Here is a 25,190-nt window from a genome sequence, read left to right as displayed (position 1 = left end):
TCCATAGCATGCATTCCGTGTCCAGCGATCATGCATTCCGTGTCCAGCGATCTTGAGGCTGAGGCGTTGCGCGACTCGGCCTTGAAGTCCGCCGACCCACGCCAGTTGTTCCAGGCCTTCCTCGTCCTGACCCGCAACGCGGGCGCCGCTTCGTTGCAGCCGATGGCTTCGGAGATGTCCCGCTTCGCCGCCGAGGAGCCCTTTCTCGTCTCGGTCGCGACCGGGGTGGCCCTCTCCCGAGCCGGCTCCCCGGCCGCGGCTTTCCATCTCGAATCTGCGCTGCTCTTGTTCGATTCGCTGGGCCTGCATCACGATCCGCTCTACCTGGAGTGCGCGATCTTCGTGACGCTGACGCTGATCCGCCCGCACGAGGCTCGCCAGAAATACGCGGCATACGTTGATAAGTTGGCTTTCGATCCCGCAGCTCGCGCGCGGTTGCTCGCCATGATCGGCTTGGGCGACGCGTGGGCCGGCAACCTGGTGCGCGGCCAAGCCGAAATGCTGGAGGCCCGAGACCTGGCCCTGCAGGCGGGCCGCCCCGACGTGCAGGCCGAGGTCACCTCGTGGCTGATCAAATGCGAGGCCCTCCGCGGCGACCTGGCCGCGTCGGCCGCGCACCTGGCCGAGGCGCGATCGCTGGCCGCCCGCAACGGCTCGGAGTGGGTGGCCGGGCACATCGTCGAAGGCTCGGCGGCGTTGCACTTCGCCCAGGGCGACACCGAGGCATGGGTGGCGATGCTGGAGCTGATGGTCGGCGCCGGCATGGGCGTCGACTCCGGCCTGACCTTCGAATACCGCTGGGAACTGGCCACGCACCACGCACTCTTTGGTGCCCCTACGGCGGCTGCGGCGTTGCTCGACGGCGTACCGCCGGCCCCGGTGTTCCTCCCGGGCGGCCCGGCGATGGCGGCCTGGCGCTCCTGGATCGCCGCCCCCGACGACGTGCAGCGCATGCAGGAGTTCGAGGCGGTGCTGCCCGAGCTGACCCGCCCGGCCGAACGCCTGCCCCGCGCCCGGATGTCGTGGCTGCTGGGCGCGCACCACGGCCGCCAGGGCCGCCGAGCGCCGGCGGTGCGCCTGCTGGAGGCCGCGTGCGCCGGCTACGCCGCCATCGGCGCCGGCGGAATGCTGACCTTGGTCGAGGCCGACCTACGCCAGGTGACCGGCGGCCGCCCGTCATACACGCCCCCGCCGCCGCTGGCGTCAAAGCCGGGGGAGGCGGCCCTGACCGGCGCCGAGATCCGGGTGGCGGTGGCGGTGGCCGACGGCCTGAGCAACAAGGAGGCCGCAGAGCGCCTGTTCGTCACGGTAAAGACGGTCGAGTTCCACCTGGGCAACGTCTTCCGAAAGCTGGACGTCCGAAACCGCACGGAGCTGGCCCGCCGCCGAGACCGCCTCGGCTGACCGCTCACCCCTCGAGCAGCACCCGCAGATTGGTCAGGCTCGTGACCAGCGCGCTGGTGTAGCCCATGATCCGGCCCGCCCATTTGACCACCGCCGACGCGATCTGCGCGGCCACCACCGGGATCGTCACGACCAGCAGCGACTCGGCCGCCCAGACGATCACCCGAGCCACCAGGTCGGCGATCAGATCGCGGACGATGTCCCGGGTGAACTGCACGAGATTGCCAGCCGCCTGCGTGGCCGCCGCCATCGTCGACGCCAGCACGCCCAGGCCGCCCAGTCCGTCGACGTTGTTGGCCATCAGGCTCTGATACGAATCCGCCGCCGTCCCCTGCCAACCAGGCAGGTCCGAGGCGAGGCTCGAATGCAGATCGTCGGCCAGCGACTGCAGCTCGCCGGCCATGTTCGACCAGGTCTGGGCGTTCGCGACAACCTGATCGGGGATGCCGGCGAGGTGATCCAGCATCTCGCGCAGCGGCTCGAAATACTCCATCGCCCAGCTCAGCCCGCTGGACAGCAAAGAGCTGAACGGGTCCAGTACGGTCGCCGCCACCTCGGTCGCGAAGGCACCGCCGGCCAGCGCGCCCTCCACCCAGCTTCCACCCTTAACCGCCTGGTCAAGACCTTGAAAGCTGTCCGCAAGACCAAACCCCGTCGTTCCCGTACGCGTCGTGACGACGCCCGCGACCAGCGACCTGTCCGCCACCGCCGACTCCTAGAGTTGCCCGGCACGGCGGATGCGGCCCGCCGCCGAGTCGTCGACGTCGGCGTACTCCTGGCTTGTTTTGATCAGTGCTTGGGCGGCGCGGTCGAGGTTGCTTTCGACGTGGGTGAAAAGTTGATCCTGCTTCTGGTGCCGGCGCTCCAGGATGCCGGCCATCCAACTGCACAGCAAGCCGTACGCGGCGTCGTTGCTGCCGATGCTCGCACTCGCCGACTTGATCGCCCCGAACCGCTGCCGCAACGCGTCGAGCTTGGCCGCGTGCGCGCGGATCTCCTCGATCTCGACCGAGAACCCCTCTGCCATCGACCGGTCACCCCCTGAGGACCTGAAGCGTGTCGATCGTGTCGAGATAGGAGTGGAATCGCACCCCACCGCGGCGGGCGTGATCGCCCAGCGTCAGAACCAGACCGCGCACACGGGGGAGTGCGCCCAGGATCTCGCGGACGTTGCCCGGGGTGAAGTCGAAGCCCACCACCAGCGGGTATTCGGAGGCGAGCTGGTCCAGGTCGGCGATCTGGAACTCGTCCTCGTACTCCGGGGCACGGTCACGCAGGAACGCCCACGAGTCGCGGTACTCCGGCAGTACGTCGGCCTGGAAGAAGGAAGCTCCGAGGTCCTGCTCGGCGGTGTAGTCGCTGAATACCCAGCCCGGGTCGTCGTCGTGTGCGATCTCGACGCCGCCGTACACAATTCCGATGCCGGCTTCGCTGAGCGCGGCCCGCACGATGGCCGGCGGAACAGCCCGCCCAACCGGCTGCACGAAACGGGCGTGAAGTGAATTCGCGATGCGCAGGATCCGGTCGGGGTCGTCGGCGAGGTCCATCATCGGCACGAGCGTCGCCCGCTCCAACACCGCATAGATGCCGACGGCCTGCTCGACCGGAATCTCGCGGCCGTCATCGAACCGCGGATCAGGCGTCAGGTCGACCCCGAGCAGATCCGCCCCCAGCTTCTCGAGAGCAACAGCCTCGTCCGCGGCGCGAACCCGGTCCACCTTGATCAGGTCATTCGTCATAGCGCACCACGTTCCCGCCCAGCTCGTCTGCACCTCGGAAGTCTCTCGGGATGACCCAAGTCTTCCCCTCCGTATTCGTGGAGATCTTCCAGTACGGCGAGCCCTCCGGGGTGTGCCGTCCACCGCCCGGGTGAACTTGAACGTTCGTCACCTCGGGATGCCCCTGGATGCGCACCTGCTGCGCCCGCTGCGAGGTGCCTCTCTTGGTGCTCTGCTCAACATGAGCCGGATAGCCGGCCGCGGTGAACTGATCGGCGATGTCCTGCGCCGACCGGCCAGCGACCGACTTGGGATCGCTGACGAGGTTGTCGACGAAGTCATGCCGGCTTGTCGCTCCCGGCCGTGCCGACTCGAGCGAGGGCCCGGGGTCGCCGCTCTGACCGACGTTGCCCGCCGCGCCGTCGTTGACCTCACCCGCCTGGAGCCGCGCCGACACCGCACTCTCGTGCGCAGCCATGCTCGCGCCGCCTCCATGCACCCGGTGCACAGCCGGCGCCCCGTCCTCACCCTCGCCGCCCCCATGCGACCCACGCGGCCTCGGCGGTGCCATCCGCCTCCCACCCAGACGACGACTGCTGTCGATGCATCATAGTGACGCAGCGCCAGCGGCCGCCGCCGGAGCGCGACGTGTGGCAGCTCCGGCCGACGGGATGCGCGATGCGAGGTGAAGCACGCCAGGCGCCCTGGCTTCCGTGGAAATAGGCGTTCACGCTGATGAAGAGGTGCCCCCGGCAGGAATCGAACCTGCGACACACGGTTTAGGAACAGTTTGTTCTTGTTGCTCTGACTTGCTGCGACGTACCGTCTGACGCCTGGCGTGCCAGATACGTGCCAAAACGCATTAAGCAACGACGAGGAGCGATGAACAAGATGACTGCTTCACGACGAGGATGGGGCGCGATCCGCAAGTTGCCCAGCGGTCGATTCCAGGCGCGGTATCCCGATCCGGACACAGGCAGGCTGCTACCCGGCCCGATCACCTTCGCCGATCGGAAAAGCGCCGATCGGTGGTTGTCTCGCAAGAGAACGGAACTTGACGACGGCACCGCCACCGACGAGAAGGCGGCAATGCGTCCGCTGAGTAATTGGTGGGGTGGCTACGAAAACTCCATCCAGCATCTCAAGTTCGGAACGAAGGCCGGCTACATTCGTGAATGGCGGCTTAGAATCGAGCCGACCTTCGGCGCAATGCCGGTCCGCCGCATCAACGGCAACCGGGTCGACGACTGGATCTCCGGCATGGTCGCAGTGGGCGTCAGCGCGTCGAAAATCCTCGAAGCGCTCGGGGTTCTCAAGCGCGTTCTCGACCGTGTCGTTCGCGACCGTGCGATCCCGCGTAACCCGGCAACAGACCGCTCCATCAGGCTGAAGGAACCGCCGCGCCCTGATCGTCCGGTCTTGACGCCAGCGGAGGTGGAGAAGCTGGCCGCGGGCATGAGACTGCCCCGCGACCGGGCCCTCGTCCGCTTCCTTGCCTACACGGGACTGAGGATCGGAGAGGCGCTTGCCCTTCGTTGGTCGGATATCGACTTCACGGCGAAGACGGTCAATGTCTGCCTCAGCGTCGAAGACACCATGGGAAAACTGATTGTCGGGCCAACGAAGACCTACGCCACCCGGACGGTAGATATTCCGGACGCGGTCGTCGAGGAGATTCGCAGCCTCAGAAAGGTGTCGCTGCTCGTCTTCCCCAACCGCTTGGCTCGGCATCTTCGATACCGCAACTGGCGGCGTGACTCATGGGACAAGGCAGTGGTTCGGTCGGGCATCACTGCCCTCCCGCATGACCTAAGAGGGACGTGCGCCTCTCTTTTGATTGACGCTGGCGCAAGCGTCAAAGACGTTCAGGAGCATCTCGGCCATGAAGATGAACTCACCACGCTACGCCTCTACGTGCGGGTACGTCCCGGTCGATCGGCGGACCTCGTCAAGCGGCTCAACAAACTCGTTGCCGAAGCGGCCTAAGTCGGGCCCGATAACGCGGCGTCGCTGCAGTCTTTGACAGAATCACGGACGCTATATGCGATGCTCCGGACGAGCCTCACTAATCGGATTTCGCCGCTCAGGAGCTTGCGCAACCCGAGCTCACGCTTTGCTCGATCAATTGCGGCCATACAAGTCGAGAGGAGATGGAGAACCTGGACACGCACGCAGACAAGCGCCATCGCGCTCTGACCGACCAGCCCGGCGTGCCGGCGTCGGCTGATCGCTCGACACGGACGGCAACGCCCGCGCCGGAACCCCGGCAGCGGCAGCGGCAGTACGCAACGCAACTTGCTGTATGCCTCCAGTGCCGGTCGGCCGATCAGTTGGTATCGGTTCCAGTGATCTACCGCGAAGACAGGCGGGTCAACGAGTTTCGCGGCCGCATCTATGGCGCACCGGGGCCTCCCATTCCCGTCCGGGTCCGGAGCGCCCAGCCGAGTGCGCTCGCGTCGGCGTTGGGGCCGCCTCGCTCCTTCGGCCACCGCCTCCTGGCGATGGTGGCAGTCGGGTTGGTATCGCTAGTCGGGCTGACGGCACTCGAGGCTGGCATGTCGCGTAGCGCAGCTCGAATACCAGAGCCATGGGGATCCGTGCTTTCGCTCATCGCGGGGTGCGCCCTTATCGTGTTGTGGTTCAGGCGGCGCAGGGCCAATAACGGCAGCCGGCGCGGCCGACAGGTGCAGCGCGCACTGTGGCTGTGGCGGCGCTGCTGGTACTGCAGACGGTGCGGTCAGGTCTCGCTGTTGTCCTCAGCGATAGCGACGACTCTGCCTGCAACCGGGCTAGCGGATTGTCTGCTCACCATGGCGGACCGCCTTCAGTGGCGATCAGCCGCTCCCACGTCGAAGCCATCGCAATTCCGGCAGGACCCATGACGCTCTGGCCCAACGCCTAGGCAACGTGCAAGGTACCGGCTACGCCGCACAGGGTTGGCGTCGTCCTCAGACGCAATGCGCATGATCAGCACCAAACGATCATCTGAACCGGCACGCGGGTTCACCACCGCGGCGAAGGGGCGCAAGGCGCCAGCGTGCAGGATGCCGTGGACAGAGCAGGCCGGCCTTCGCGGTCGGCGGACCGGATTCGGTTTCATCCTCAAGACGAAGTAACCCACGAGTTCACGGATGCCGAAGGCGACGCCGAGACGTCGAAGCCCGGCACCGTCCGCTCAGGATGACCCTCGACCAGACCCAGCACCTGATCGACGCCGCGCCTGCGCCCAGCCGGTCTCCACCAGGGCCAAGGCCGCCGAACACGTGACCATCACCAGCACGGTGTGCCACGGCAGCCACATCCCGGTCACGTCAAAGCCGACCAACAGGTCGGAAACAGGAACAGCGTTCCCCCGCCGGGAACCCCGACAGCCGCAGACACGTCGTTGATCCCGCAGCCCACTGCGGCGATCGTCGACGCGGCATCGATGCCGTCGGCGCGCTCTGAGAAACTGTCCGAGGCGCGTCTCTCGCAGGGATTGGGGGAGACCCGCCCCAAAGCGAGTCGCGGGTACGGTCGACGACCATCAGCATTGACCGTATTGATCACCTGTTGAGGGCAGGCTGTACAGGCGGACCGTCAGCCCTCGGGGCCGAGCGGGATCAGCATCATGCACCGGCTGCCGGCAGCCCGCATTGGTTCGAACGCGACGAGCTCGATGGCTTGAAGTTTGCGATGCAACGGCAAGCGCAGGGTGCGGCGCTGGCCGTCAGGGTGGGGGAAGGTCAACGGCTGGTCCTTGAAGCGTCGGGCTTCTTCGCTGTGGTCGAGTATCTCGTCGATGAGGGCGGCGAGCCGCTTGTTGTCCGGCTGTCTGGCGAGGGCGTACTGCATTTGGGCGAACATCTGCGGCGCCCATTCGGTGCCCCAGTTGTGGAGCTGGCGTTTCGCGTCCGGGTAGGTGAACACCCACCGCATGACGTTGTTCTCGGTGCCCGCTACCCAGGGGAACCAGGTGCTCATGTGGGTGTTGAAGGCGACTAGTTCCCAGGCGTCGTCGTTGATGTAGGCGGGCCACGGTAGCGCGTCAAGGATACGTTCGATGGTCGGCGTCGGCCGTATCCGCGAATCGTGGTCAGCTGGAGCCTCGTGACCGGTAGCGAGGACGAAAAGGTGGTTCTTCTCGGCAGGGTTTAGTCGCAGCGCCTGAGCGACTCGGTTGAGGAAGTCCTCGCCGTAGTTCTGCGGTTCACCGCGCTCGAGTGCGCTGTACCAGCCAAGGCTGTAGCCGGTTAGGAGCGCCAGGAGCTCCTTGCTGGCGTGGCTGCGTCCGCGTGTCTGGGGGTAGGAGGCGCTGAGTCCCGGGATGTCTCTGGGACTCAGACGCGCACGCCAGCTTCGGACCATGAGGGCGAGTTGGTTGGTTTCCTGGGCCAGGCTACGTGTGGGCATCGCTTCTCCCTTTTGGGATGGCGACAGGCGTCGAAGTGATGATCTTCGAGAAGCGCTGAACCTTAGCAAGGCAGAACACGTGCCACACCCCATTGTCGATAGCGTTCAGGTTGGTTTATCGCGTCGGTCGCCAGGCCGAGATGCTGGGATGCCTGGGGTTCTCGCACGCGAACCCGCAGTCCCCGCCGCTTCGATGCTCGGGCGCAGGTGCGGCGGCGACGCCAGCTGCAGGGGCGAGCGGTCTGGCTGACTCAACGGGGACGTGCAACCCACCAGCCCACGGTGAAGACCCCGGCATGCCGGGCTCTGTCGAGCGCTTCCTTGCCGTCCAAGATCAGTTCGCTACTGGGGCCCTGGTAGGAAGACCAGTGGTCGGCGGTCTCGGTGCTGCCAAGGCACAGGTCTCCGGCGAACTCGTCCTGCGCCTCGATGATTTCGTAGCCGGCCCCGTCCATGTCGAATGCGTACGACTGGACTGTGCCCAGAGGTCTGGCCAGGCGGAAAAGCTCGCAAACGGGGTCGATGAACTCTGCGATCTGCGCGGCGGTTTGGAGATCACCGTAGGGCCTTTCGGCCCAATCGAGGACCGCGAGAGGTCCCTTGACGACGCGCCGCAGGGAACGGAAGAGGGACGGCCTGTCGGGCAGGTGGCAAGCTGCTTCGTTGACGTAGGCGCCATCGAATGCCGGGTGCGTTTCTCTCTGAGTGACTTTCTCGATGTTGGTCAGGCCGCCAGGTCGTATTGGTGCTGGTAGCGGCTGGTGTGGGTCCGTTGGTGTTCTTGCTGGAGGTGGAACCTCCAGTAGGCGTCGATGTCGCCGTTGGTGATCACTGCTCGTAGTAGGAGGACGGCTTCAGCGCCGGGCAGGCTCCAGCGGGCGCCGGTGATCGCGAGGCGGTCCTTCACCAGGTAGCGGCAGGTTCCCTCGATGACGCCGGTGGCGATGGGCCAGCCCATGGTCAGCGCGATCTGGTAGATGAGGTAGGGCTGTTTCGCGGTGAGGTAGTCGATGCAGCGTTTCAGTCCGGATGCTGTGGTGCCGGCCTGGGCAGTGGCCTCGTAGTAGCTGGTCAGGTCGGCGATGACGCGGGCTGGGTGGTGTTCGAGCAGGTCGCGGGCGGTGCGGGCGACGAACGCGGCGCGGCCGGGCTGGGTGGGGTGCAGGTCCTCGGCGGCTTTCCAGAGGTATTCCAGGACGTGGACGAAGTCGAGGATCAGGTTGATCCGGACGCCGTGGGTGTGGGCTTCGGCGTTGATGCGGTCGATCTGGTGGTTGTTGCCGTCGACCAGCACGATCCAGCGGCGTAGGTGCTGCGGGTCGCGTTGCTGGGCCCGGTCGAACAACCGGCGGGTCATCGGGGCGGTGGAATCGACGATCGACGCATCGACCTCCCGGTTGACGGCTTTCGGCCCGGGCCGGCGGGTGGCGCGTTCGGTCGCGTCGGCGGGCATGATGTCGGCCGGGCCGCGGACCGCGGGTGCCGCGTCATAGACGGCGGTGACCACGGCCATGCGGGTGCGGCCGGTGTGTTCGCGGCAGGAGAGCTGGGCCGACGGGGGTTGCGGCCCGTCGTCACGGACCGGTGGGCTCTCGCGCAGCCCGGAATCGATCATGTTGATGCCGGTGGCGTCGATGCTGAGAACGAGCAGGTCACGCGGCCCGGCCTGGCCGCCGGGACGGACGGCCGGCGCGGGAACGGGATGCTGGGGGTAGAAGTCGCGCACGTCGCGGGCGGCGTCGGTGGTGATCTGCATCAACTGCCGGGTGCCGACCCGGGCCCCGAGGAGGCGGCCCAGGCCGTCGCGGGCCTGCCGCAGGGCGCCGGTCACGGTCTCGTGCACCACCGCTTGCTGCAGCGGGAACGAGTACCGGCCGTCCGGCAGGGCGAGCCTGGCGTCGGCCGGATACAGATTGGACACTCCCGGACGGCGGTAGGCGATCCGGGTGACCTCGACCTGGCCGAGCGTGGTCGACAGCAGCCGGGTATGCCCCGGCTCGGCCCGCCGTCGTGGCACCTGGTCGGCGCCGGTCACCTCCGCGAGGCGCCGTTCCGCGGCGGCGCGGGCGTCGAGATGATCCTGCAACGCCTGGCGCAGCACGTCACGGCCGGAGCCGACGATGAACTCCTCCACAGCATGTTCCGGCCGCGTCGCCATCCGCGGGTCACTCAGCCGGGTGATCAATGCGTCGAACAGGGCCCGGGACGCGGCAAAAGCGGCGTTGCCGGGCTCGGGACAGGGATATGGTGCCATCGGGTCTTCCTCGGGTCAGCCGGTTCTTCGACAAACCCAGGCCATCCAGGAAGACCCGCCAACGCGTCGCAGCCACTCCGGCCGGGTCACTCCGGCGAGGGGGCGCAATCATTCGTGAGAGTGAACAGTCCGGGCTCCACTTCGATCACTCGCCCGGCCGTCACCAGCTTCTTCAGCCGGTGCCGGACCCGTTCGCCATGCCGGGCCACCGCCGGGTCCTCGCCCATGACGGCGACGACCTCCCGGCACCGCACCGGCCGGCCCGCCTCGGCGAGGATCGCCAGCAACTGATCCGCGAAGACCCCGTCCGGGGCCGGCTCCGGGTCCGCCGACACCGGCTCCGCCGGGACAGTGACCAGCCCGGACAGCACCTCCCGCGTGACCGTCAGCCGTTCGATCTCCCGCCGGCACGCCTCGATCAGACCGGCGATCTGCGCGGCCTCCTGTTCCAGCCGCAGCCACTCGACCCGAGCCGCCGCCTCCCGCTCAGCCAGCAACCGCACGATCTGATCACCATCCACCCGCCCACCCCCACCGAACACCGGTCAGCCAACCCATACCAACCGGCCATCGAATGCCGCAACGGGTCGACATCGATGCTCATCGAGCGGGTCACTCAGGAAGAAACGCACCCTCGAATGCCCCGTCCTGAAAAGCTGCGAGCTGCTTGTAGTCGTGGTCTCCGACGGTCAGGAAGGTCACCCGGTCAGCCACGCCTTGCTCGTGCGCCAGCCGACGGGCGCGTTCGCTGAGCCACTCCGAGTTCGAGACGCCCACGATCGTGGCGCCCGTCATCAGGGCGAGTGCCACGGCTGCGCCCCCCACTCCTGACCCGAACTCGAGCACGCGGCTGCCGGGGCCGATTCCGGTCCGATCGGCGATCCGTCGCAGCATCGCGTGTCTTGCTTCAAGCGCGGTGCCGCCGGCCTTTTCGACCTTCCAGGCCCCGTGGAACCACATGGGCCCCATGTGCAATGCGAAGGCCTCGGCGGCGCCTTGGTCGTAGTAGTCGCGGACCTTGCGCTCCTGCGTTTCGGCCGGCGCCGCAGCGTTTGGGTGGTAATAGTCGCGAACCATGCGTTCGAGTACGTTCAACGTCACCTTCGGGCCTCTCCTCAAGCCTGCACCGGACAACCCCCGCGTCTAGTCCGATGAGGACGAACGCATCGGGCTGGCGGGACGACGGCTTCGTGTTCGGCCACTCCACCGACCTGCGCGAACATTGCGCCTGCGGCTCAGTCTCCCCGCTGCGGCTGCCTGTTCGCATCGCCGGAATTGGGGAATGTGATTCACGTTGATACCTAGATCGGGGTAATCTCCGCTGATGATCGTGGGGCGAATCCACGGAACTCTGCCGATCGACATCACCGCGTTCGTGGGTCGAGAGGCTCTGCTGGAGCGAGCAAGCCGGTTGCTCGGCCATGTGCGTCTGCTCACCTTGACGGGATCGGGCGGCGTCGGCAAGACGCGACTCGCGCTCCGGATTCTGCAGCACATGGCTGCCGATGGGGCCTGGATGATCGACATTAAGGCGCTGGCGAATCCGGCCGACCGGACTCCTGAGGGCCTCTACGCCCATCTGGCCTTGTCGTTGGGAATCCGCCACAACGGAACTGCGGACCTCGACACGATCCTCGATCATCTTCGCGGCCGTCGAGTCTTGCTCGTCCTCGACAACTGTGAGTCGCTCGTTCCCCAGACCCGGACCTTTGTCCGCACCCTTCTGATGGCGGCACCGCAGGTGAGGATCCTCGCGACCTCTCGTCAGGCACTCGAGGTGGAAGGTGAGCACACGGTTCTGGTCCCGCCGCTCGCCGTTGCCGACGCGGTGGGCCTCTTCGTCACCCAGGCGGTCGCGGCGGGCGCAGACCCTACCGTTCTCGCAGATGATCCCGACGTCGAAATCCTCTGCGCGAAGCTAGATTGTCTCCCGCTGGCCATCAACCTCGCCGCGGCGCTGGCTCCTGCACTGTCGGTGCGCGAACTACTCGGCCTACTCAAGGATCGATTCCGGGTTCTGAGCGACATCGAGGAAATCGTCGCCTGGAGCTACCAGCAATGCACCACTGATGAGCAGCGAATCTGGGCGATCGCGTCCGTATTCACGGGACCCGTCGGGCTCGCTGCGCTGACGGCGATTGCCGACCCCGCAGGTGTTGCATCGGCGCAGGTCACCCACCTTGTCGCCGGCCTCGTGCGCAAGTCCGTGCTGACCGCCGACAGCAGCTCCGGCGTCACCACCTACACCATGCTCAACACCGTGAGGGACTACGGGCTCCGCGAACTCGACCGCCAAGGCGCCGCCGATCACCTGCGTCGACCGCATAGCGACTACTTCCAAGGCGTCGTAGCCCAGGCAGCAGAGTCCTGGTTCGGCCCCGCTGAACTCGACGTCATGGAGTCGGTCCACCGGCAGCTACCCGACATCCTCGCGGTCGTCGACCACTGCCTCGTGAACGGCGAGACAGCCGCCGCGCGAGCGATCTGCCGCAACCTCGTTCGCAGCAGAGCACCCTTCTTCTGGGGATCCCTGGGACTCGTCAGCCAGCTCCTGCGCCGGGTGCTCGCCGCCTCCGGCAGCGCTGCCGATCCGACCGAGGCCGCGGACATCGCTACCACCATCGCCATGGCCGGCTGGATGGCGGTAACAGTCGGCAACAGCGACGACGCCGGCGCTCTGATCGCCAGGGCCGAAGGGGTACTCCGCGAACACCGGATGCCCACCCTGCCAGCCGTGCTGTTCGCCATCGGCGGCCACAAGTCCCTGGGCGATGGCCTGCGCGAAGGGATTGGCCTACTCGCAGCGGCGCGCGATCTCATGAGCGGTGACGAGTTGGACGGCGATCGCCACATGGCGATGATGGTGTGGGCGATGAGCTACGCGTTCGCCGGCGAGCCCGAACACGCTGTCGATGCCAGCTGTCTTTACCTTCGCGAAGCCGACGAGGCCAAAGCGCCCTGGGCGATCTCGTGGGCGCTGTGGACATCCTCCCTCGCGGCCCTGAAGAGCGGCGACAGACAAAAGGCGACGACCTACCTCAACCGATGCTTGCAGCTTCAGCAAGACATGGATGACGCGTGGGGTCAAACCTGGTCGATAGCGCTATGCGTCTGGATCTTGGCGGACAGCCTCAGTGATGCACCGAAACCCCGCGAGGAAGCCCGCCGGGCGGCCTGGCTACTCGGCGCCGCCCAAGCCCGCCAGGACAAACTCGGCATCCAACTCGCCGGGCTCGCACCGTTCGCGAGCCTGCACATATGCGCCCGGAACCTGATCGGTGGCCACCTCTCGGAGCACGCTGTCGACGTGCTGTTCGCCACCGGCAAGCGAAGCCACGACATGGCGATCGGTGTCGCGCTCGGCGACCCCCTACCTCGTAGCCGCCGGACCACAATGCGCAACGGGTTGTCGAAACGCGAGGACCAAATCGTCGAAGCCGTCGCGGAAGGGCTGACCAACAAGGAGATCGGAAACCGTCTCCACATCACCACGGGCACTGTCGATAGCCACGTCAAGCGAATCCTTGCGAAACTCGATCTGCGGAACCGCACCGCGCTAGCAGCGTGGGCAAGCAGCCAAAATAGCTCACCCTCGGAAGGTCCCACAGACCCCAACAGCAACCACCGAATGTGAATGCGCCCGCCCGACGCGCGCGCCGATACCATCTTGGGGTAGTGCACCATTTGACCGAGTTTCAACTATTTGCATTAGAAGCGAGGCGGCGATGACACTGGCCCTGTCAGCGGCTCCATTTGGTTGACGAGCACGACAACCGCCATGGCTTCAGCGTCTTACCCACTGGCATCCCCGCTCACTCGGGCCGAGGTAGGTACGCGCGTTCGTTGTCAAGGACACCAATGAAGAGGTAGGCGTGCAGCAAAGTGCGGCGGTGCGCACGCCGTGTCGCCGTGTCGATGATGGCGCAGGTGCCGGCCTCGGCTCGCAAGATTGAGGTGGGGCGGGCGGCCGTGTCATTCGCCGAGGTAGCGCAGCACCGCCAGCACGCGGCGGCTGTCGGCGGTGGAGACCGGCAGCGCGAGTTTGGTAAAGATGTTGGCTACGTGCTTTTCCACTGCGCGTTCGGTGATGGTCAGTTCCGCGGCGATCGCGGGGTTCGACCGGCCTTGGGCCATTAACGCCAGGACTTCGCGTTCGCGAGGGCTGAGTGCGCTCGCCGCGGCTCGGCTGCGTCCGGCTCCCAGTAGTTGGCTGACGACTTCGGGGTCGAGTACGGTGCCGCCCGCGGCGACGCGGTCCAGCGCGTCGGTGAAGTCTTTCACGTCCAACACGCGTTCCTTGAGCAGGTAGCCGACCCCGGCAGAACTACGGGCCAACAGCCGGCTCGCGTGCTGAGTTTCGACGTACTGCGAAAATATCAGCACCTTCAGATCTGGATCTTGTGTACGCAGTTCCACTACGGTGCGTAGCCCCTCGTCGGTGTGGGTTGGGGGCATCCGAATGTCGGCGACGACGATGTCTGGCCGGAGGCGGCCGACCGCGGCCTTCAACGCCTCGCCGTCGGCCACGGCAGCGACGACCTCGTAGCCCTGCTCCTCCAGCAGCGGAATGGGGCCCACTCGGAGCACTGCCGTGTCCTCTGCGATGACCACCCTCATGCGTCTGCCTTCGCCGTGCTTGCTGTGGGCGGAACGTCCACGGTGATGATGGTGGGGCCACCGGGTGGACTGTTGATCGCGAACGAGCCGCCGAGGGTGCGCATGCGTTCGGCGAGGCCGCGCAGCCCGGTGCCGGCGCCGCCGCAGTTCGCCCCGCCGGTCCCGTTGTCGCTGACGGTCAGGCGCAGCGTGTCCCCGTCGGTGGCGATCCCGATGGCACAGGCCGTCGCCTGGCTATGCTTCCCGGCGTTGGCCAACAGCTCGGTGACGGCGAAGTACACCATCGTCTCGACCGCGGCGGGCGGCCGGTTCGGTAGTTGGACGCGCACCGTTGTCGGGATCGGTGCTCGGGCGGCGAGCGTGGCCAGCGCCGGTTCGAGGCCGGCATCGAGCGCGGGTGGGTGAATCCCGCGTACCAGTTCACGAAGGCCGACAATGATCGTTTTAACGTCGTCGCGAGCTTCGCGAAGAAGCTCTCGTGCGTGGGTGACATCGGCCTTGTCGAGCCGGCTTTCGACCCGTCCGAGCCGGATGCCAAGTGCGACCAGGGGAGCCTGCGCACCGTCGTGAAGGTCACGCTCGACGCGCCGCAGCGTCTCGGCGGCTTCATTGACCGCATGTAGCCGCGTTCCCTCAAGCTCTCTGATCCGCAACGAGCTCTCCGCCGGGCCGAGCAGCTTGGGCAGCAGCCAGCGATCCAGGCCGAGCACGGCATGAGTGAGCCAGGGCGCGCCGCTAACACCAGCAAGCCGATGCAACGGACCACGACGTGCGGGGCCGCATGACCCGTCGTGGAACCGGGCGGGCGGTGATGCCACGGTGTCCGCTGCGGTGCGCAAGCGTCAGGGACCTCACCGAGTTCGGTGTTGGGCTATCACCACCGGGCTAGCCCACCACACTCTTATCACGTGACGCGGGCAGCCGGAGATGCGCCGGCGCGAACGCGGCCGGGATGTGGGCGGTCGGCCGACCCTCCCTAAACGGGTTGTCAGACAGCGAACACCGGTAGTGAGGGTCCGTGGAGGTGGGTCAAGCCACGCCGGATAATCTCAGCAGCGACGATGCGCTCTCGGGGTGCCCGGTCCGCGTGCCGGTTGGTCCCGGATGCGTAGCAATGGACTCGGATTAAGGAAAGGAGCAACGTCACGTGCCGCATTTCGGGCAGCCGGCCCAGGCGTCTGTCGGCCGCGCGACGGCAGCGGGGAAGCGCCGCCAGCGGGTGACGTCGGCCGCGTCCGCAGGCGGCGCCGGTGGGGCGTTCGGCGTGGAACTGCAGAACCTGGTGTTCGCGTGGGTGGCGGCTGCGGTGGCCGCGGAACGGCCGCTGTTGATGCCCGACGCCGTCGCTGGTGTCGTCGTTCAGGTCGGGGCGCAGACAGGCGAGCATGTCGATGATGTCGCGGCCCGCACCGATGCCGACAATTTCGTGCTGTTCCAGGCCAAGGGTCGGCTGTCGCTCGGCAAGTCGCTTACCGGGCCGTTGGCGGAGGCGCTGGAGCAGGCGGTCGGGCAGTATCTGCTGGGCCGGCTGCCGGTGGTCGGTGCCGCTGCACGGCCGCTGGACCCTGAGCGGGACATGGTGGTGCTGTGCACCGATGCGGCGGCCCCGGCCACGGTTCGGGTGAACCTTGCCAAGGCCTTGGCGCGGACAGGCTCCCAGCCGCCCGGAACCCCGCTGGGGCACGAACTGACCCAGAAACAGCGCGAAGCCCTCGATATCGTCCTGGTCCACGTGCGCCGCTTCTGGACGGCGGCCGGGCAGCCTGACCCGGATGATGAGCAGTTGCGCCGGTTCCTGCGAGCGCTGCGGGTTCTGGCGATCGACGCGGACGAGGGTCGTCCGGATCAGTCGAGCGCGGTCGCCGCGCTGGCGACGGTCGTGCAGAGCAACGCCAAGGCCCGCGATGCGTGGCCGGCGCTGGTCGCCGTAGGCCAAGCAACTGCAATCGCGCGTGGCTGGCGGGATCGGGCAGCGCTCGGCGTCGCACTGTCGCAGCGCAAGATCGCCCTGGCGCCGCTGGCCAGGTACGCCGAAGACATCGCCGCGCTGCGTGAGGTCTCCGCGATGAACCTGCAGGCCATGCAGGCGGAAGCGGTCCTGCCGGTGGCAGGCGGCATCTACATCCCCCGAGGTGTCGGAGAACAGCTCGCAGCCGCCGGGGACGACAACGTGCTGATCGTCGGGGATGCCGGCGCCGGCAAGTCGGCTGCGGCGCAGGAGTTCGCTACCGTTCGCTCCACGGCGCAAGACGTGGTCGTGTTGCGGGCTGCCGACATCGCCGGGGTCAACCGGATCATCCTGGCCGCGCCATTGCCGGTGGTGCTGCGCGGTTGGACCGGACCGGCCGCCCTGCTGCTGATCGACGGCGTGGACGCGCTGCGGGGGGCAGAGGACCGGGACGTGCTGGGAGCCGTGGTGACCGGCCTACGCGGCTCGCGCTGGCAGGTAGCCGCGACCGTGCGCACGTTCGATGCCCGCAACAACCAGCAGCTGAGGGCAGCGTTTCCCGGTACGCCGGTCTCGGCAACGCCGGCGGCGACCGACCTACGGCTCAGCAGCGTGCGGCATCTGCTGGTGGGCGACCTGACCGACGACGAACTGGCCGCCGCCGTCACGGCGCTGCCGCTGGCGTCGCTGCTCGCCGAGGCACCCGCCGAGCTGCACACGTTGCTGCGTAACCCGTTCAACTTGGCGATCGCAGCCCGTCTGGCCGAGCACCTGTCCGCCGGCCAGCCCGCGCAGCTGCGGGCGGCGCGAAGCCGCGTGGACCTGATGTCGGCCTTGTGGGCGTGGCGGGTCCGCGACACCGATAGCACCGCCCGCGAGGCGCTACTCGCCCGTATCAGCCGGCAGATGGTCAACGACCGCAGGCTGCGTATCGTCGAGGCCGAGCCCGCCGTCACCGGCGCCGACAGCAGCGCCGTGCAGGCCATGCTCAGCGCGAACGTGCTGTCGGCCGACGGCGCACACACCGCTAGCCGCCGGGTCCTGGCATTCGCCCACAACATCCTGTTCGACTACGCGGCCGCGCTCTACGTGCTGGACGACCCCGTCGAACCTGCCCGTCTTCTCCGGCTGCTCGACGCAGATCCGTCCCTGCCGCTGATCGTGCGGCCCAGCTTCGAAATGCTGGTGGAGTTGCTCTGGGCACGCCGTGACGCCGGCGGATTCTGGCCACTGTGTTTGCAGGTCGCCGGATCGGCGCACGTGCTGGCTTCGCTGGCGTTCGCCGCGCGGCTGCTAAGGCTGATCGAGGTACCCGACGACCTCGCCGCGCTCGCCCCACCACCGGACTCGGCTGACGACCGCGGGGGCCCGCCGGCGCGGCAGGAGTTCATCGGGCACCTCGTCAGTGCGCTGCGCACGACGGCAGTGCTGGCCGACGCGGTGTCGGCGGTCGAGCCCTTGTCCGTACTGGCCGCCCGCCTCGCCACGAACGCGGGCGGGTCCGATCATGATGCCGGCCTGGCCGCCAACCTGATCAGCGCACTGCAGGACCGCACCCCGATGATCGCCGGACAGCCCGGCGCGGACCAGCGTGGGCAAGCCATCGCAGCGCTGCTCGACGCCTGCCGCATCGACCCACAGCCCCACGAACAATTGGCCGGCTTTGTGGCCCGCCAACTGCCCCACACGATCGCCCAGAGCGCCGAGGTGCGCACCGCCGTCGCCGCTGTCATCGACGACCTGCACGCGCTGCGCATGTGGGGCGGCACTGTGCTGACCTGGCTGGCCGACTGCGTCGTCGCCGTGGTCCCGATCGATCGTGGCCTGGCCCGGCGCATCGCTTCCACCGTCCTGTTGTTCGAGGAGACCCGCGACGAGCAGGTGACCTTCGGCGGCGGACCACTGCTGACGCTCAACCAGTCGCGCCGTGACCAGGCCGCGTTCAGCAGCTACCGGCTCGGCCAATCGTTTTCTGCGCTTTGCACCGCCGACCTGCTGCTGGGCGCCGAAATCTTCTGCCAGCTGCTGGCCGGCGACACCCCGGCGGCCGACCACGACGCCTGGCCGCTGACGATGCCCGGAATCCGCGGATGGCTCAGCTGGGGCAGAGACATCACCCTGGCCGGCCGTGATGTCGGCACGACCGCCGCAGCCGCGTTGTCCGCCGCGCTGGCCGACGCCGACCCGGCCGCCGCGCAACCGGCGGTCGCAATGCTGGTCGAACGGCTGCACAACACGTCCGCGTGGACGGCGCTGATGCCCTCCACCGACAACGCCGACCACCTGGCCCGCGCGTTACTGCCCGCCATGGACTCCGGTGCGCTGCTGGCCCACCCGGACACCCACGCGGCCGCCGCCACACTGCTGAGCGCGCTCGCCGAACACGACCCCGCACTGGCCGGCCGGCTCGAGGCGGCGGTCCTCAACGCCCACGCCCTAGCTGACGCCAACGAGCTGTCCCACCAGGTCAAAGACGCCCTGCTCGGATGCCTGCGACCAGACCTGATCACCTCGCCCGGCCTGGCCGCCCGCCTCGCCGAGCTCGGCCCCGACGGGCCGCCTTCGGCCACACCCCGACCCCGCCCGACTGCGACCTTTGGGTCCTGGTCGATCATCGATCGGCTGTCTGAACGCGGCACTCGCCTCGCGTCCGAGGCCGCAGTAGCAACGATCGCGGCCCTGGAAGAGGCCCTGAACGCGACGGCCGGCACCAATCAGGAGGATAGGCCGGCCGCCGCAGCTCAGCTGCCCCGGCTGTTCACCGACGCCGACGCCCAGCTGACTACCCTGATACCGCTGCCGGACGAACTCCACCTGCTGCTCGTGCGGGCAGCGCAAGCCCTGGCCTACGATCCGCAGGTCCGGCCGGAGACCGCGATCGGCCGACGCGTCCTGGCCATCCTCGCCGACGCCGCGACCAGCCCACACGCCGGAAAGTTACAGTCATGAGCATCGTCTGGAGTCCCGGCGTACGCGACAGCGCCATCACCGGTCTTGGAGTGCTCCTGCGCCGGCCCGAGTGGCGCGACAGCGACGCCGGCGAGGACATCACCGCCGCCGTCACCGCCGCCCTGGACGACACCAACCCGCTCGTGCGCATGCACGCGGCCCGCATGGTCACCGCCCTGCACCCCGGCGTCTCCGCAGCTGAACTCGCCGCCAAGATCGGGCAGCGGGCGTTCACCGAAACCAACCGGGTGGTGTGCGCCGGGCTCATCGACCAGCTGAGCTCGACCGTACGTGACGACGCCACGGCCGTCGACACCGTCCTCGAGCAGCTGCTCGAGACCGACACCAGCATACTGGCCGCCGCAGTCAACGACGACCTCGGCACGAGCTTGATGGCACTGCTGACCTACCTGGCATGCGTACCGCAGACCCCGTTCGCGGCACGCACCATCCACCGCTGGTGCGAACAAGCACCCCAGTACCCGGCCACGGCCACGGCGTTCGCCCGGCACAGCCGCAACTACCTCGCCGCACACGGGACAACCGAGCAACAGAGGGCATTCCAGCTGCTCGGCCTCGCCGCGCAGGCGTGCCTGAAACGATGGACCAGCAACCGCGCCGAACACCTCACCGGCGCGGACCTGCCGCCCGAGCAACTCGCCGAGCTTCGCGGCGCGGCGCAGGTCGCCCACGAGATCAGCCAGCAGATCTACTTCGCCAGCGGCGCGTTCGACCACACACAAGGCCGCGAACCCGCACCACTGGCCGCCCTGGCAAGTTTCGGAGAACTCGCCTTCCCGGTCCTATCGACCTGCACCAAACTGCACGACCCGCAGACCATTCACCACGCCGTAGAGACCATGGTGTTCCTCGCCGGACTTGACGAAAGCCGGGCACTGCAAGCGATCGCCGCCGCCATACCACCAAGAAACACCTACGCCCACGACGGCCTTGCCGGCACCCTCGTGATCGACTACCTGCAACGGCTGTTGACCGAACAACGCTCCCTCGTCCTGGATGACAGCCACGGAATAGCGGCGTTTCGGCATCTCCTGCAAACCTTCGCCGCCGCCGGCAACCAGCAGGCACTTGCACTGGCCTATACCTTCGCCGACGTCTTCCGGTAAGCGCCGTAGCGGCTACGGGTTGCCGCGCCCGCACGAGGCCAGGTCCGACGGCCAGCAGTTGGGCAGCTTGGGTCTCAGCGCCCGAGAAGCTCGTGACCGGCTCAGCTGGTCATCAGTTCGGTGGTACGCCCGTGCCGGAGCACCTGCTGCTGGTATTGGGCGTGTGACGTCCCGAGCTCCGGCCCCGACAGCGGGTTGAGCAGGCGTGGCGGTGGCGGCCTTCATCCCGCCGGGAGAGGCGAGGGTGTGACAGGTAGCCCCGGTGCGGCCGGATGGTAGGCAAATCGGACCGTTCGTCAGTTCCCAGTGGTTGCGCGGACCGGACACTCTAGAGCAGAGGATCCATTGTCTCGAAAGGCTGATCTTGAGCGAATCGGACCGCGCCACGCCGCTATGGAGGCAGGTGTGGGAGTTCATGGCGGACAGGAGGTTCGTCGGCGCGCTGACCGTGATAGGGGTTGTCGTTGCGATCCTCACCTTCGCCTTCGGCGACGGCGTGTGGGGCGGGCGCGACGAACCGCAGCCCTCAGTCACGACACCGCAGGCTCGGCCCGACGGCCAGCCACTGCCATCCTCAGCACCAAACAGCCCGGCCACCTCAACTCGACAGTCGACGTCGGAGAGGACCACCGAACCGATCTCGGACCCGTCGACCTCGACACCGTCAGCGCACGGTACGAGCCCGGCGCACGTGGTCTACAACGACAGCGTCAACCTCGACACCAGCGAAGGCATCAACCTGGACACCGGCACGACAAAAATCCAACGCGGTGTGTCGATCACCGATGGCGACAGCATGGATCTTTACGTCGACGGCTGGGCCAATGGCAACCTCAAGGCCGCGCCAATCCCCGATGGGCAAGGGCTGTTCTTCAAATCTCGTAGCGGATCGCTGGAGGACTGCACGTCTCTGATCGAGCGGGGCCAGGGCGCTACTACTAGCGCGGTACCCGAGACGACCTCGCATCTGTGGTACTGCTTCCTTACTTCCGAGCACCAGGTCACAGCTGCGCGGATCGGTGCCCGCAAGGACGATGGGGTACCTGTCAGCGTCACCGTGTGGGATCGAGTCCTCAATCCCTGATCAAGGCCGAACAGCGGGCAAGCATCGTGTTCCAGCACGGCGCCGCGCCGGTGCCGTCCGGCTTGACCATGGCTCGCATGTTGGGCTTGCCCCTGCCCCCTACGTCGGGGTGAACTGCCGGATCGCGGCGACCACCGCGACCTCAGGATCGCGCGGGCGAATTTGCGAGCCCATCGACGCGGGGCGCCCGCGCCAGTGCATGATGTGGTCTACGCCATCCATGGTTACGGCCGCCGAGGCCGATTCGGGGACTTGCTGCTTGCAGCCGGTGAAAGGAGAACAGGTTGGCCGCGGGCACCAGCAGCGTCATCGACCTGCTCACCGCATCGTTGAGCCAACTTGAAAAGAGTCTCGTCTTCCATCCTGGTTCGCTCGTCGAGAGTCACACCGTCGTCCAAGTCTCCGGCCTGGACTCGATCGAGGTTCCCGTCGCGCTGGGGCGCTATCTGGTCGGCGCACTGGCTGGCGCCGTCGGCCTTGATGCTCAGTTGTTCGAGGACCTTCTTGCACGAGGCGTCGATCGCCGCGAGGAAATTCGTGGCACCGTCAACCGCCTGATCGGTCCCGACAACGTATTCACCGGGCCGAAACAGATACTCATGCGCGATACGCGCCGCAACGCCTGGATCGGTGAGGGCGTCGGGCATGCACTGTTGACGCTCAGCGCCCACAAGGTCACATCGTGTGTTGATGGCCAGGTGTGCACCCTGACCGAGATTCATCAAACGCCGAACCGGCAGGGTCTGGACTCGGTCAGCACCTACGTACAGAACAATGTGCTCGGGGTCGGCATCGGCGAGAGCAAGGCGACCCGAGCCGCAGCCAGCGAAAACCTCACCGATGCGGCAGGGCTGTTCATCGAGGTCGAGGAGGGCATCCACGGGCCTGACCTGCGCGCACGGCTCGCCGCGTTTCGATTCGTGCTCGATCCCGGCCTCAAGGATCAGGTCAAGGACTCGTTATGGACTGACAACGCCTCCTACCTGCCGATCGTGGTGTTCCAAGAAAACTTTGACGTCACCGCCAAACGACCAAAGCTCGCGCAATTAAAGCAGCCGGCACAGCGGCGCCGCGTCATCGTCGTGCAGCTTCCGGACTTCCACGGCTTCTTCGACGCGGTGGCAGACGCCATGCGCGCCGCCGTCGACGAGGTGATCCTCTAGTGTTCAATCGCGGTATAGACGGCCTCCTAGCGGCGCTGCCCGAGGTCGCTGACCTGGATGTCGACAGTATTCGGAGGTTGCTGACCGCGGCGTGGCTGGAGACAACGACGCCACGTTTCGGCGACCAGCAATCAACCGGCGCTTCCGTGGAGATGCTGCGCCGCATGGCGACTGCCTTGGAGTTGCACGCCATCTTGCCCTTGGCCGCCGACCGGTCGACGGTGCGAGCGTGCGCCTTCGTCGCCGCCGAGGCGCTGACAATCGCGCACGAGCTGCTGCCCGCCGGGCCTTCCGGAGTTCCAGAGCCGGCAGAAGCCGGCCAATCCTGGATGCTCGGGTCGGTTCGTACCTTCGAACGAGTCGAGGCGGCATTGCTCTATCTGGTGGCCGGCTACGACGCGAACGCCGCACTGACCGTCGCCGACCTGGGCATCAACGCTTTCGACGATGCAACTGAGGACGGGCCGGTCGTCGCATGGGCGGCCAACCGGATTCTGGCGTTGTGCCGGGTGTCGGTGTTCAACGACGAGGGCGTGCCAGCATCGGCCGACCAAGCTCCGACGCTGCACCTCGCGGTGCGCCGCGAACTCTGGCGCAGAATCGGGCTCCACGTCGGCGGGCATCTCGATTGGCTCACCTTCGGCCCTGCACCCGACGCCGAAGCTGGCGCCGCGCTCCGAGCGCTCGCCGAGCAGCTCGAAAACCGGCAGAACGGGACACCCCGCCCGGCTGGTCACGCTGACCTGCACCACCTGCTGCTGCTACTCGCCTCAGCCTGCGACGAGACCGGTGGACGTTCGCTCCGCGGCGTCCCACCACCGCCGGACGATCCCGGCGACCAATTCGGGGCCTACCAACGGACCCGCGCCACTGGCAGACCGCTGCTGTGGCCCGCTGCGCAGGCTTACGCACACAGGGCGCTGCCCGGGCCAACAGCCCACGCGGTGGTGACGGTGCCGACTGGCTCGGGCAAGTCCTCGGTCGCTGAACTCGCCATCAGTCAAGCCCTGTCCCGCGGATGGGTGCTCTACCTGGCCCCAACGAACGCACTAGTCGGTCAGATCCGCCGGCAAGTCGCCGACGTGTTCGGCCGTTCCATGGCTCGCGAGTTTCTCGGCGGCGCCGAATACACACAGCTTTCCGGCGAGTCCCTTGACGACATCAACGAACGTCAAGTGCTGGTGATGACGCCGGAGAAATGCTCGCTCGCACTGCGCCAAAATCCGGAGGCCTTCGCCGACCTTTCGCTGTGCATCTTCGACGAGGCTCATCTGCTCGGCGAGCGCGGCGGACGTGGAGTGATCGCAGAACTCGTCCTCGCCGAGATCATGCACCGTGCGACAGGAGCGCGGTTGCTGCTCATGTCCGCATTGATCGCGAACCCGGGTGAGATCGGCGAGTGGCTCAGCGCGGCTACGGGAGCCCCAGCCGCCGTGGTCGACGCGCCGTGGCGGCCGACGCGCACCCTTCGGTCGATCGCCGGCATTGACCGCGAGCGGGGCATCGAAGCCGGGACGGCCGCCTTGAGACGCCTCGAGAAAATGGGGCCGAACCGGAAGAAGGAGAAGTTTGACGCTCCGGTCGCCTTGCTCGCAGGGTTACAAGGGGCCTGGACCAGCAGCAGCGACAGCGACTATAAGCTCGTCCGAACCGACATCGAGGCTACCCTTGCGGTCAACCGCGACCGGAACATCGTCCCCGACGGCTACTGCACACCCACGGCAGCAGCCATCGTGCAACGCCTCGGCGAGCGCGGCGACAAAGTCCTCGCCTTCCTGCCCCGCAGCCGGCACGACGGCTTCCGCGCAGCCGGGCTGACCGCCTTCGAGCCAATCGAGCTCGACAGCCCCGTCGCCGCCCTCATCCGGCTGGCAGATCTCGAGCTGGGTGTGCCCTCCGCGCTCCGTGTGTTGCTGCAGCGCCGGGTCGCGGTGCACACCAGCGCGCTGCTGCGCGAAGAGCAACGCGCCAGCGAAATCGCCTTCGACAGCGAGGCCGCGATCGCTTTATACGCAACCGGGACGATGGCCCAAGGGCTCAACCTGCCCGCGACCGCGGTCGTGATCGGCGGAACCGACATCGGCTACGACGAGAACGCCAGCGAACAGCAACGGCAGGACAAGACCCGCGCCCAGCTGCTGAATGCGATCGGCCGGGCCGGCCGCGCCCATGTCGCCCCCCGGTCGATGGCCGTCGTCGTGCCCAACAAGGCGGTCTATCTCAGCTCCGCCGCCGACGCTCAGCGCGCCGTCCAACGGGCCCGGTTCCTGCGAGACGAAGACGCATCTACCGACCTGCAGAGCACGCTCGACGAACTCGTGTTGGACGCACTCGCCGGCGGGCTCAGTGTCGATTCCATGTCCAGCTCTGAACTCACAGCCTTCAGCTTCCTCACGTTCGCTGCAGATGATCGCAGCGAAGCCGACGGAGTAGTCGCAAGGGACTGCCCCCGGTTCGGTTGACTCCTGACCTGTGAGGACGTGAGTCCTCGCTGGGAGGATGTATCCCATGCCGAAAGCGTTCCCGCCGGAGTT

At 67.3% G+C, this 25,190-nt stretch carries 19 protein-coding genes; 8 read left to right on the top strand and 11 right to left on the bottom strand.

Annotated elements, in window-relative coordinates; all coding sequences use genetic code 11:
* Positions 1–39 precede the first annotated feature (39 nt).
* The gene (locus AB0E90_RS15080) at positions 40–1,404 is read left to right on the top strand and encodes a helix-turn-helix transcriptional regulator (protein WP_360404477.1); all 1,365 of its coding nucleotides are present in this window, start codon (positions 40–42) and stop codon (positions 1,402–1,404) included.
* 4 nt (positions 1,405–1,408) lie between these two features.
* Here the strand turns inward: AB0E90_RS15080 and AB0E90_RS15075 are convergent, their stop codons facing one another.
* Genes AB0E90_RS15075 through AB0E90_RS15060 form a run of 4 tightly spaced genes read right to left on the bottom strand, consistent with a single transcriptional unit; the run spans position 1,409 to position 3,600 of the window.
* Positions 1,409–2,110, bottom strand: coding sequence for a hypothetical protein (locus tag AB0E90_RS15075; protein ID WP_360404474.1), 702 nt, complete (start codon positions 2,108–2,110; stop codon positions 1,409–1,411).
* Between the two features lie 9 nt (positions 2,111–2,119).
* Positions 2,120–2,431, bottom strand: a complete 312-nt coding sequence (locus tag AB0E90_RS15070) for a type VII secretion target (RefSeq protein ID WP_360404471.1) — start codon at positions 2,429–2,431, stop codon at positions 2,120–2,122.
* A 7-nt stretch (positions 2,432–2,438) separates the two neighbouring features.
* Positions 2,439–3,143: a hypothetical protein gene (locus AB0E90_RS15065; protein ID WP_360404468.1), complete on the bottom strand. Its 705-nt coding sequence runs from the start codon at positions 3,141–3,143 to the stop codon at positions 2,439–2,441.
* Positions 3,133–3,600 (bottom strand): hypothetical protein, encoded by a 468-nt coding sequence (locus AB0E90_RS15060; protein WP_360404465.1) that lies wholly within the window; start codon positions 3,598–3,600, stop codon positions 3,133–3,135. Before AB0E90_RS15060 ends, AB0E90_RS15065 begins: the two co-directional genes overlap by 11 nt.
* 404 nt (positions 3,601–4,004) lie before the next feature.
* Between AB0E90_RS15060 and AB0E90_RS15055 the strand changes: the two genes are divergently transcribed.
* Positions 4,005–5,108, top strand: a complete 1,104-nt coding sequence (locus tag AB0E90_RS15055; protein ID WP_360404462.1) for a site-specific integrase — start codon at positions 4,005–4,007, stop codon at positions 5,106–5,108.
* A 1,593-nt stretch (positions 5,109–6,701) separates the two neighbouring features.
* On the opposite strand, the gene AB0E90_RS15050 is transcribed toward AB0E90_RS15055, so the two are convergent.
* The 5 genes from AB0E90_RS15050 to AB0E90_RS15030 form a co-directional block, all read right to left on the bottom strand.
* Entirely contained in the window at positions 6,702–7,514 is an 813-nt protein-coding gene (locus tag AB0E90_RS15050) for a helix-turn-helix transcriptional regulator (protein WP_360404459.1), read from the bottom strand.
* A 251-nt stretch (positions 7,515–7,765) separates the two neighbouring features.
* Positions 7,766–7,969, bottom strand: a complete 204-nt coding sequence (locus AB0E90_RS15045) for a hypothetical protein (RefSeq protein WP_360404456.1) — start codon at positions 7,967–7,969, stop codon at positions 7,766–7,768.
* A gap of 269 nt (positions 7,970–8,238) precedes the next feature.
* Complete coding sequence (locus tag AB0E90_RS15040) at positions 8,239–9,768, bottom strand: ISKra4 family transposase (RefSeq protein ID WP_360404453.1); 1,530 nt, start codon at positions 9,766–9,768, stop codon at positions 8,239–8,241.
* A gap of 86 nt (positions 9,769–9,854) precedes the next feature.
* Complete coding sequence (locus tag AB0E90_RS15035) at positions 9,855–10,289, bottom strand: hypothetical protein (protein WP_360404450.1); 435 nt, start codon at positions 10,287–10,289, stop codon at positions 9,855–9,857.
* Between the two features lie 91 nt (positions 10,290–10,380).
* The gene (locus tag AB0E90_RS15030; RefSeq protein WP_360404447.1) at positions 10,381–10,869 is read right to left on the bottom strand and encodes a class I SAM-dependent methyltransferase; all 489 of its coding nucleotides are present in this window, start codon (positions 10,867–10,869) and stop codon (positions 10,381–10,383) included.
* Positions 10,870–11,092: 223 nt separating this feature from the next.
* Here AB0E90_RS15030 and AB0E90_RS15025 point away from each other — a divergent pair, with 223 nt between their 5' ends.
* Positions 11,093–13,402 (top strand): LuxR C-terminal-related transcriptional regulator, encoded by a 2,310-nt coding sequence (locus AB0E90_RS15025; protein WP_360404444.1) that lies wholly within the window; start codon positions 11,093–11,095, stop codon positions 13,400–13,402.
* Positions 13,403–13,740: 338 nt separating this feature from the next.
* On the opposite strand, the gene AB0E90_RS15020 is transcribed toward AB0E90_RS15025, so the two are convergent.
* Together AB0E90_RS15020 and AB0E90_RS15015 are read right to left on the bottom strand one after the other, a co-directional pair.
* Entirely contained in the window at positions 13,741–14,385 is a 645-nt protein-coding gene (locus AB0E90_RS15020; RefSeq protein ID WP_360404441.1) for a response regulator transcription factor, read from the bottom strand.
* Positions 14,382–15,095: an ATP-binding protein gene (locus AB0E90_RS15015; RefSeq protein ID WP_360404438.1), complete on the bottom strand. Its 714-nt coding sequence runs from the start codon at positions 15,093–15,095 to the stop codon at positions 14,382–14,384. The genes AB0E90_RS15020 and AB0E90_RS15015 overlap by 4 nt, the downstream gene beginning before the upstream one ends.
* Positions 15,096–15,532: 437 nt before the next feature.
* Here AB0E90_RS15015 and AB0E90_RS15010 point away from each other — a divergent pair, with 437 nt between their 5' ends.
* The 5 genes from AB0E90_RS15010 (at position 15,533) to AB0E90_RS14990 (ending at position 25,118) form a co-directional block, all read left to right on the top strand.
* The gene (locus AB0E90_RS15010) at positions 15,533–19,282 is read left to right on the top strand and encodes a hypothetical protein (RefSeq protein WP_360404435.1); all 3,750 of its coding nucleotides are present in this window, start codon (positions 15,533–15,535) and stop codon (positions 19,280–19,282) included.
* Positions 19,279–20,409 (top strand): hypothetical protein, encoded by a 1,131-nt coding sequence (locus tag AB0E90_RS15005; RefSeq protein WP_360404432.1) that lies wholly within the window; start codon positions 19,279–19,281, stop codon positions 20,407–20,409. Before AB0E90_RS15010 ends, AB0E90_RS15005 begins: the two co-directional genes overlap by 4 nt.
* Positions 20,410–20,812: 403 nt before the next feature.
* Positions 20,813–21,493 carry a hypothetical protein gene (locus AB0E90_RS15000; RefSeq protein ID WP_360404429.1) on the top strand — a complete coding sequence of 227 codons (681 nt, stop codon included), beginning with the start codon at positions 20,813–20,815 and terminating at the stop codon, positions 21,491–21,493.
* Between the two features lie 284 nt (positions 21,494–21,777).
* Positions 21,778–22,656 carry a hypothetical protein gene (locus AB0E90_RS14995; RefSeq protein ID WP_360404426.1) on the top strand — a complete coding sequence of 293 codons (879 nt, stop codon included), beginning with the start codon at positions 21,778–21,780 and terminating at the stop codon, positions 22,654–22,656.
* On the top strand, positions 22,656–25,118 hold the full coding sequence (locus tag AB0E90_RS14990; protein WP_360404423.1) for a DEAD/DEAH box helicase: 2,463 nt from the start codon (positions 22,656–22,658) through the stop codon (positions 25,116–25,118). The genes AB0E90_RS14995 and AB0E90_RS14990 overlap by 1 nt, the downstream gene beginning before the upstream one ends.
* The last annotated feature ends 72 nt before the right edge of the window (positions 25,119–25,190 follow it).

Origin of the sequence: Actinoplanes sp. NPDC026619 (genome assembly GCF_040638295.1) — a bacterium.
Taxonomy (GTDB): Bacteria; Actinomycetota; Actinomycetes; order Mycobacteriales; family Micromonosporaceae; genus Actinoplanes.
Note: the sequence above shows the minus strand (reverse complement) of the source record. Positions and strands in the feature narration are given on the sequence as shown.

What these genes read in the sequence shown, in the direction of transcription:
- AB0E90_RS15025 (WP_360404444.1), top strand. Translation starts at nt 11,093, where the DNA reads ATGATCGTGGGGCGAATCCACGGAACTCTGCCGATCGACATCACCGCG.
- AB0E90_RS15040 (WP_360404453.1), bottom strand. Translation starts at nt 9,768, where the DNA reads ATGGCACCATATCCCTGTCCCGAGCCCGGCAACGCCGCTTTTGCCGCG.
- AB0E90_RS15070 (WP_360404471.1), bottom strand. Translation starts at nt 2,431, where the DNA reads ATGGCAGAGGGGTTCTCGGTCGAGATCGAGGAGATCCGCGCGCACGCG.
- AB0E90_RS15020 (WP_360404441.1), bottom strand. Translation starts at nt 14,385, where the DNA reads ATGAGGGTGGTCATCGCAGAGGACACGGCAGTGCTCCGAGTGGGCCCC.
- AB0E90_RS15045 (WP_360404456.1), bottom strand. Translation starts at nt 7,969, where the DNA reads ATGGACGGGGCCGGCTACGAAATCATCGAGGCGCAGGACGAGTTCGCC.
- AB0E90_RS15005 (WP_360404432.1), top strand. Translation starts at nt 19,279, where the DNA reads ATGAGCATCGTCTGGAGTCCCGGCGTACGCGACAGCGCCATCACCGGT.
- AB0E90_RS15065 (WP_360404468.1), bottom strand. Translation starts at nt 3,143, where the DNA reads ATGACGAATGACCTGATCAAGGTGGACCGGGTTCGCGCCGCGGACGAG.
- AB0E90_RS15060 (WP_360404465.1), bottom strand. Translation starts at nt 3,600, where the DNA reads ATGGCTGCGCACGAGAGTGCGGTGTCGGCGCGGCTCCAGGCGGGTGAG.
- AB0E90_RS15050 (WP_360404459.1), bottom strand. Translation starts at nt 7,514, where the DNA reads ATGCCCACACGTAGCCTGGCCCAGGAAACCAACCAACTCGCCCTCATG.
- AB0E90_RS15055 (WP_360404462.1), top strand. Translation starts at nt 4,005, where the DNA reads ATGAACAAGATGACTGCTTCACGACGAGGATGGGGCGCGATCCGCAAG.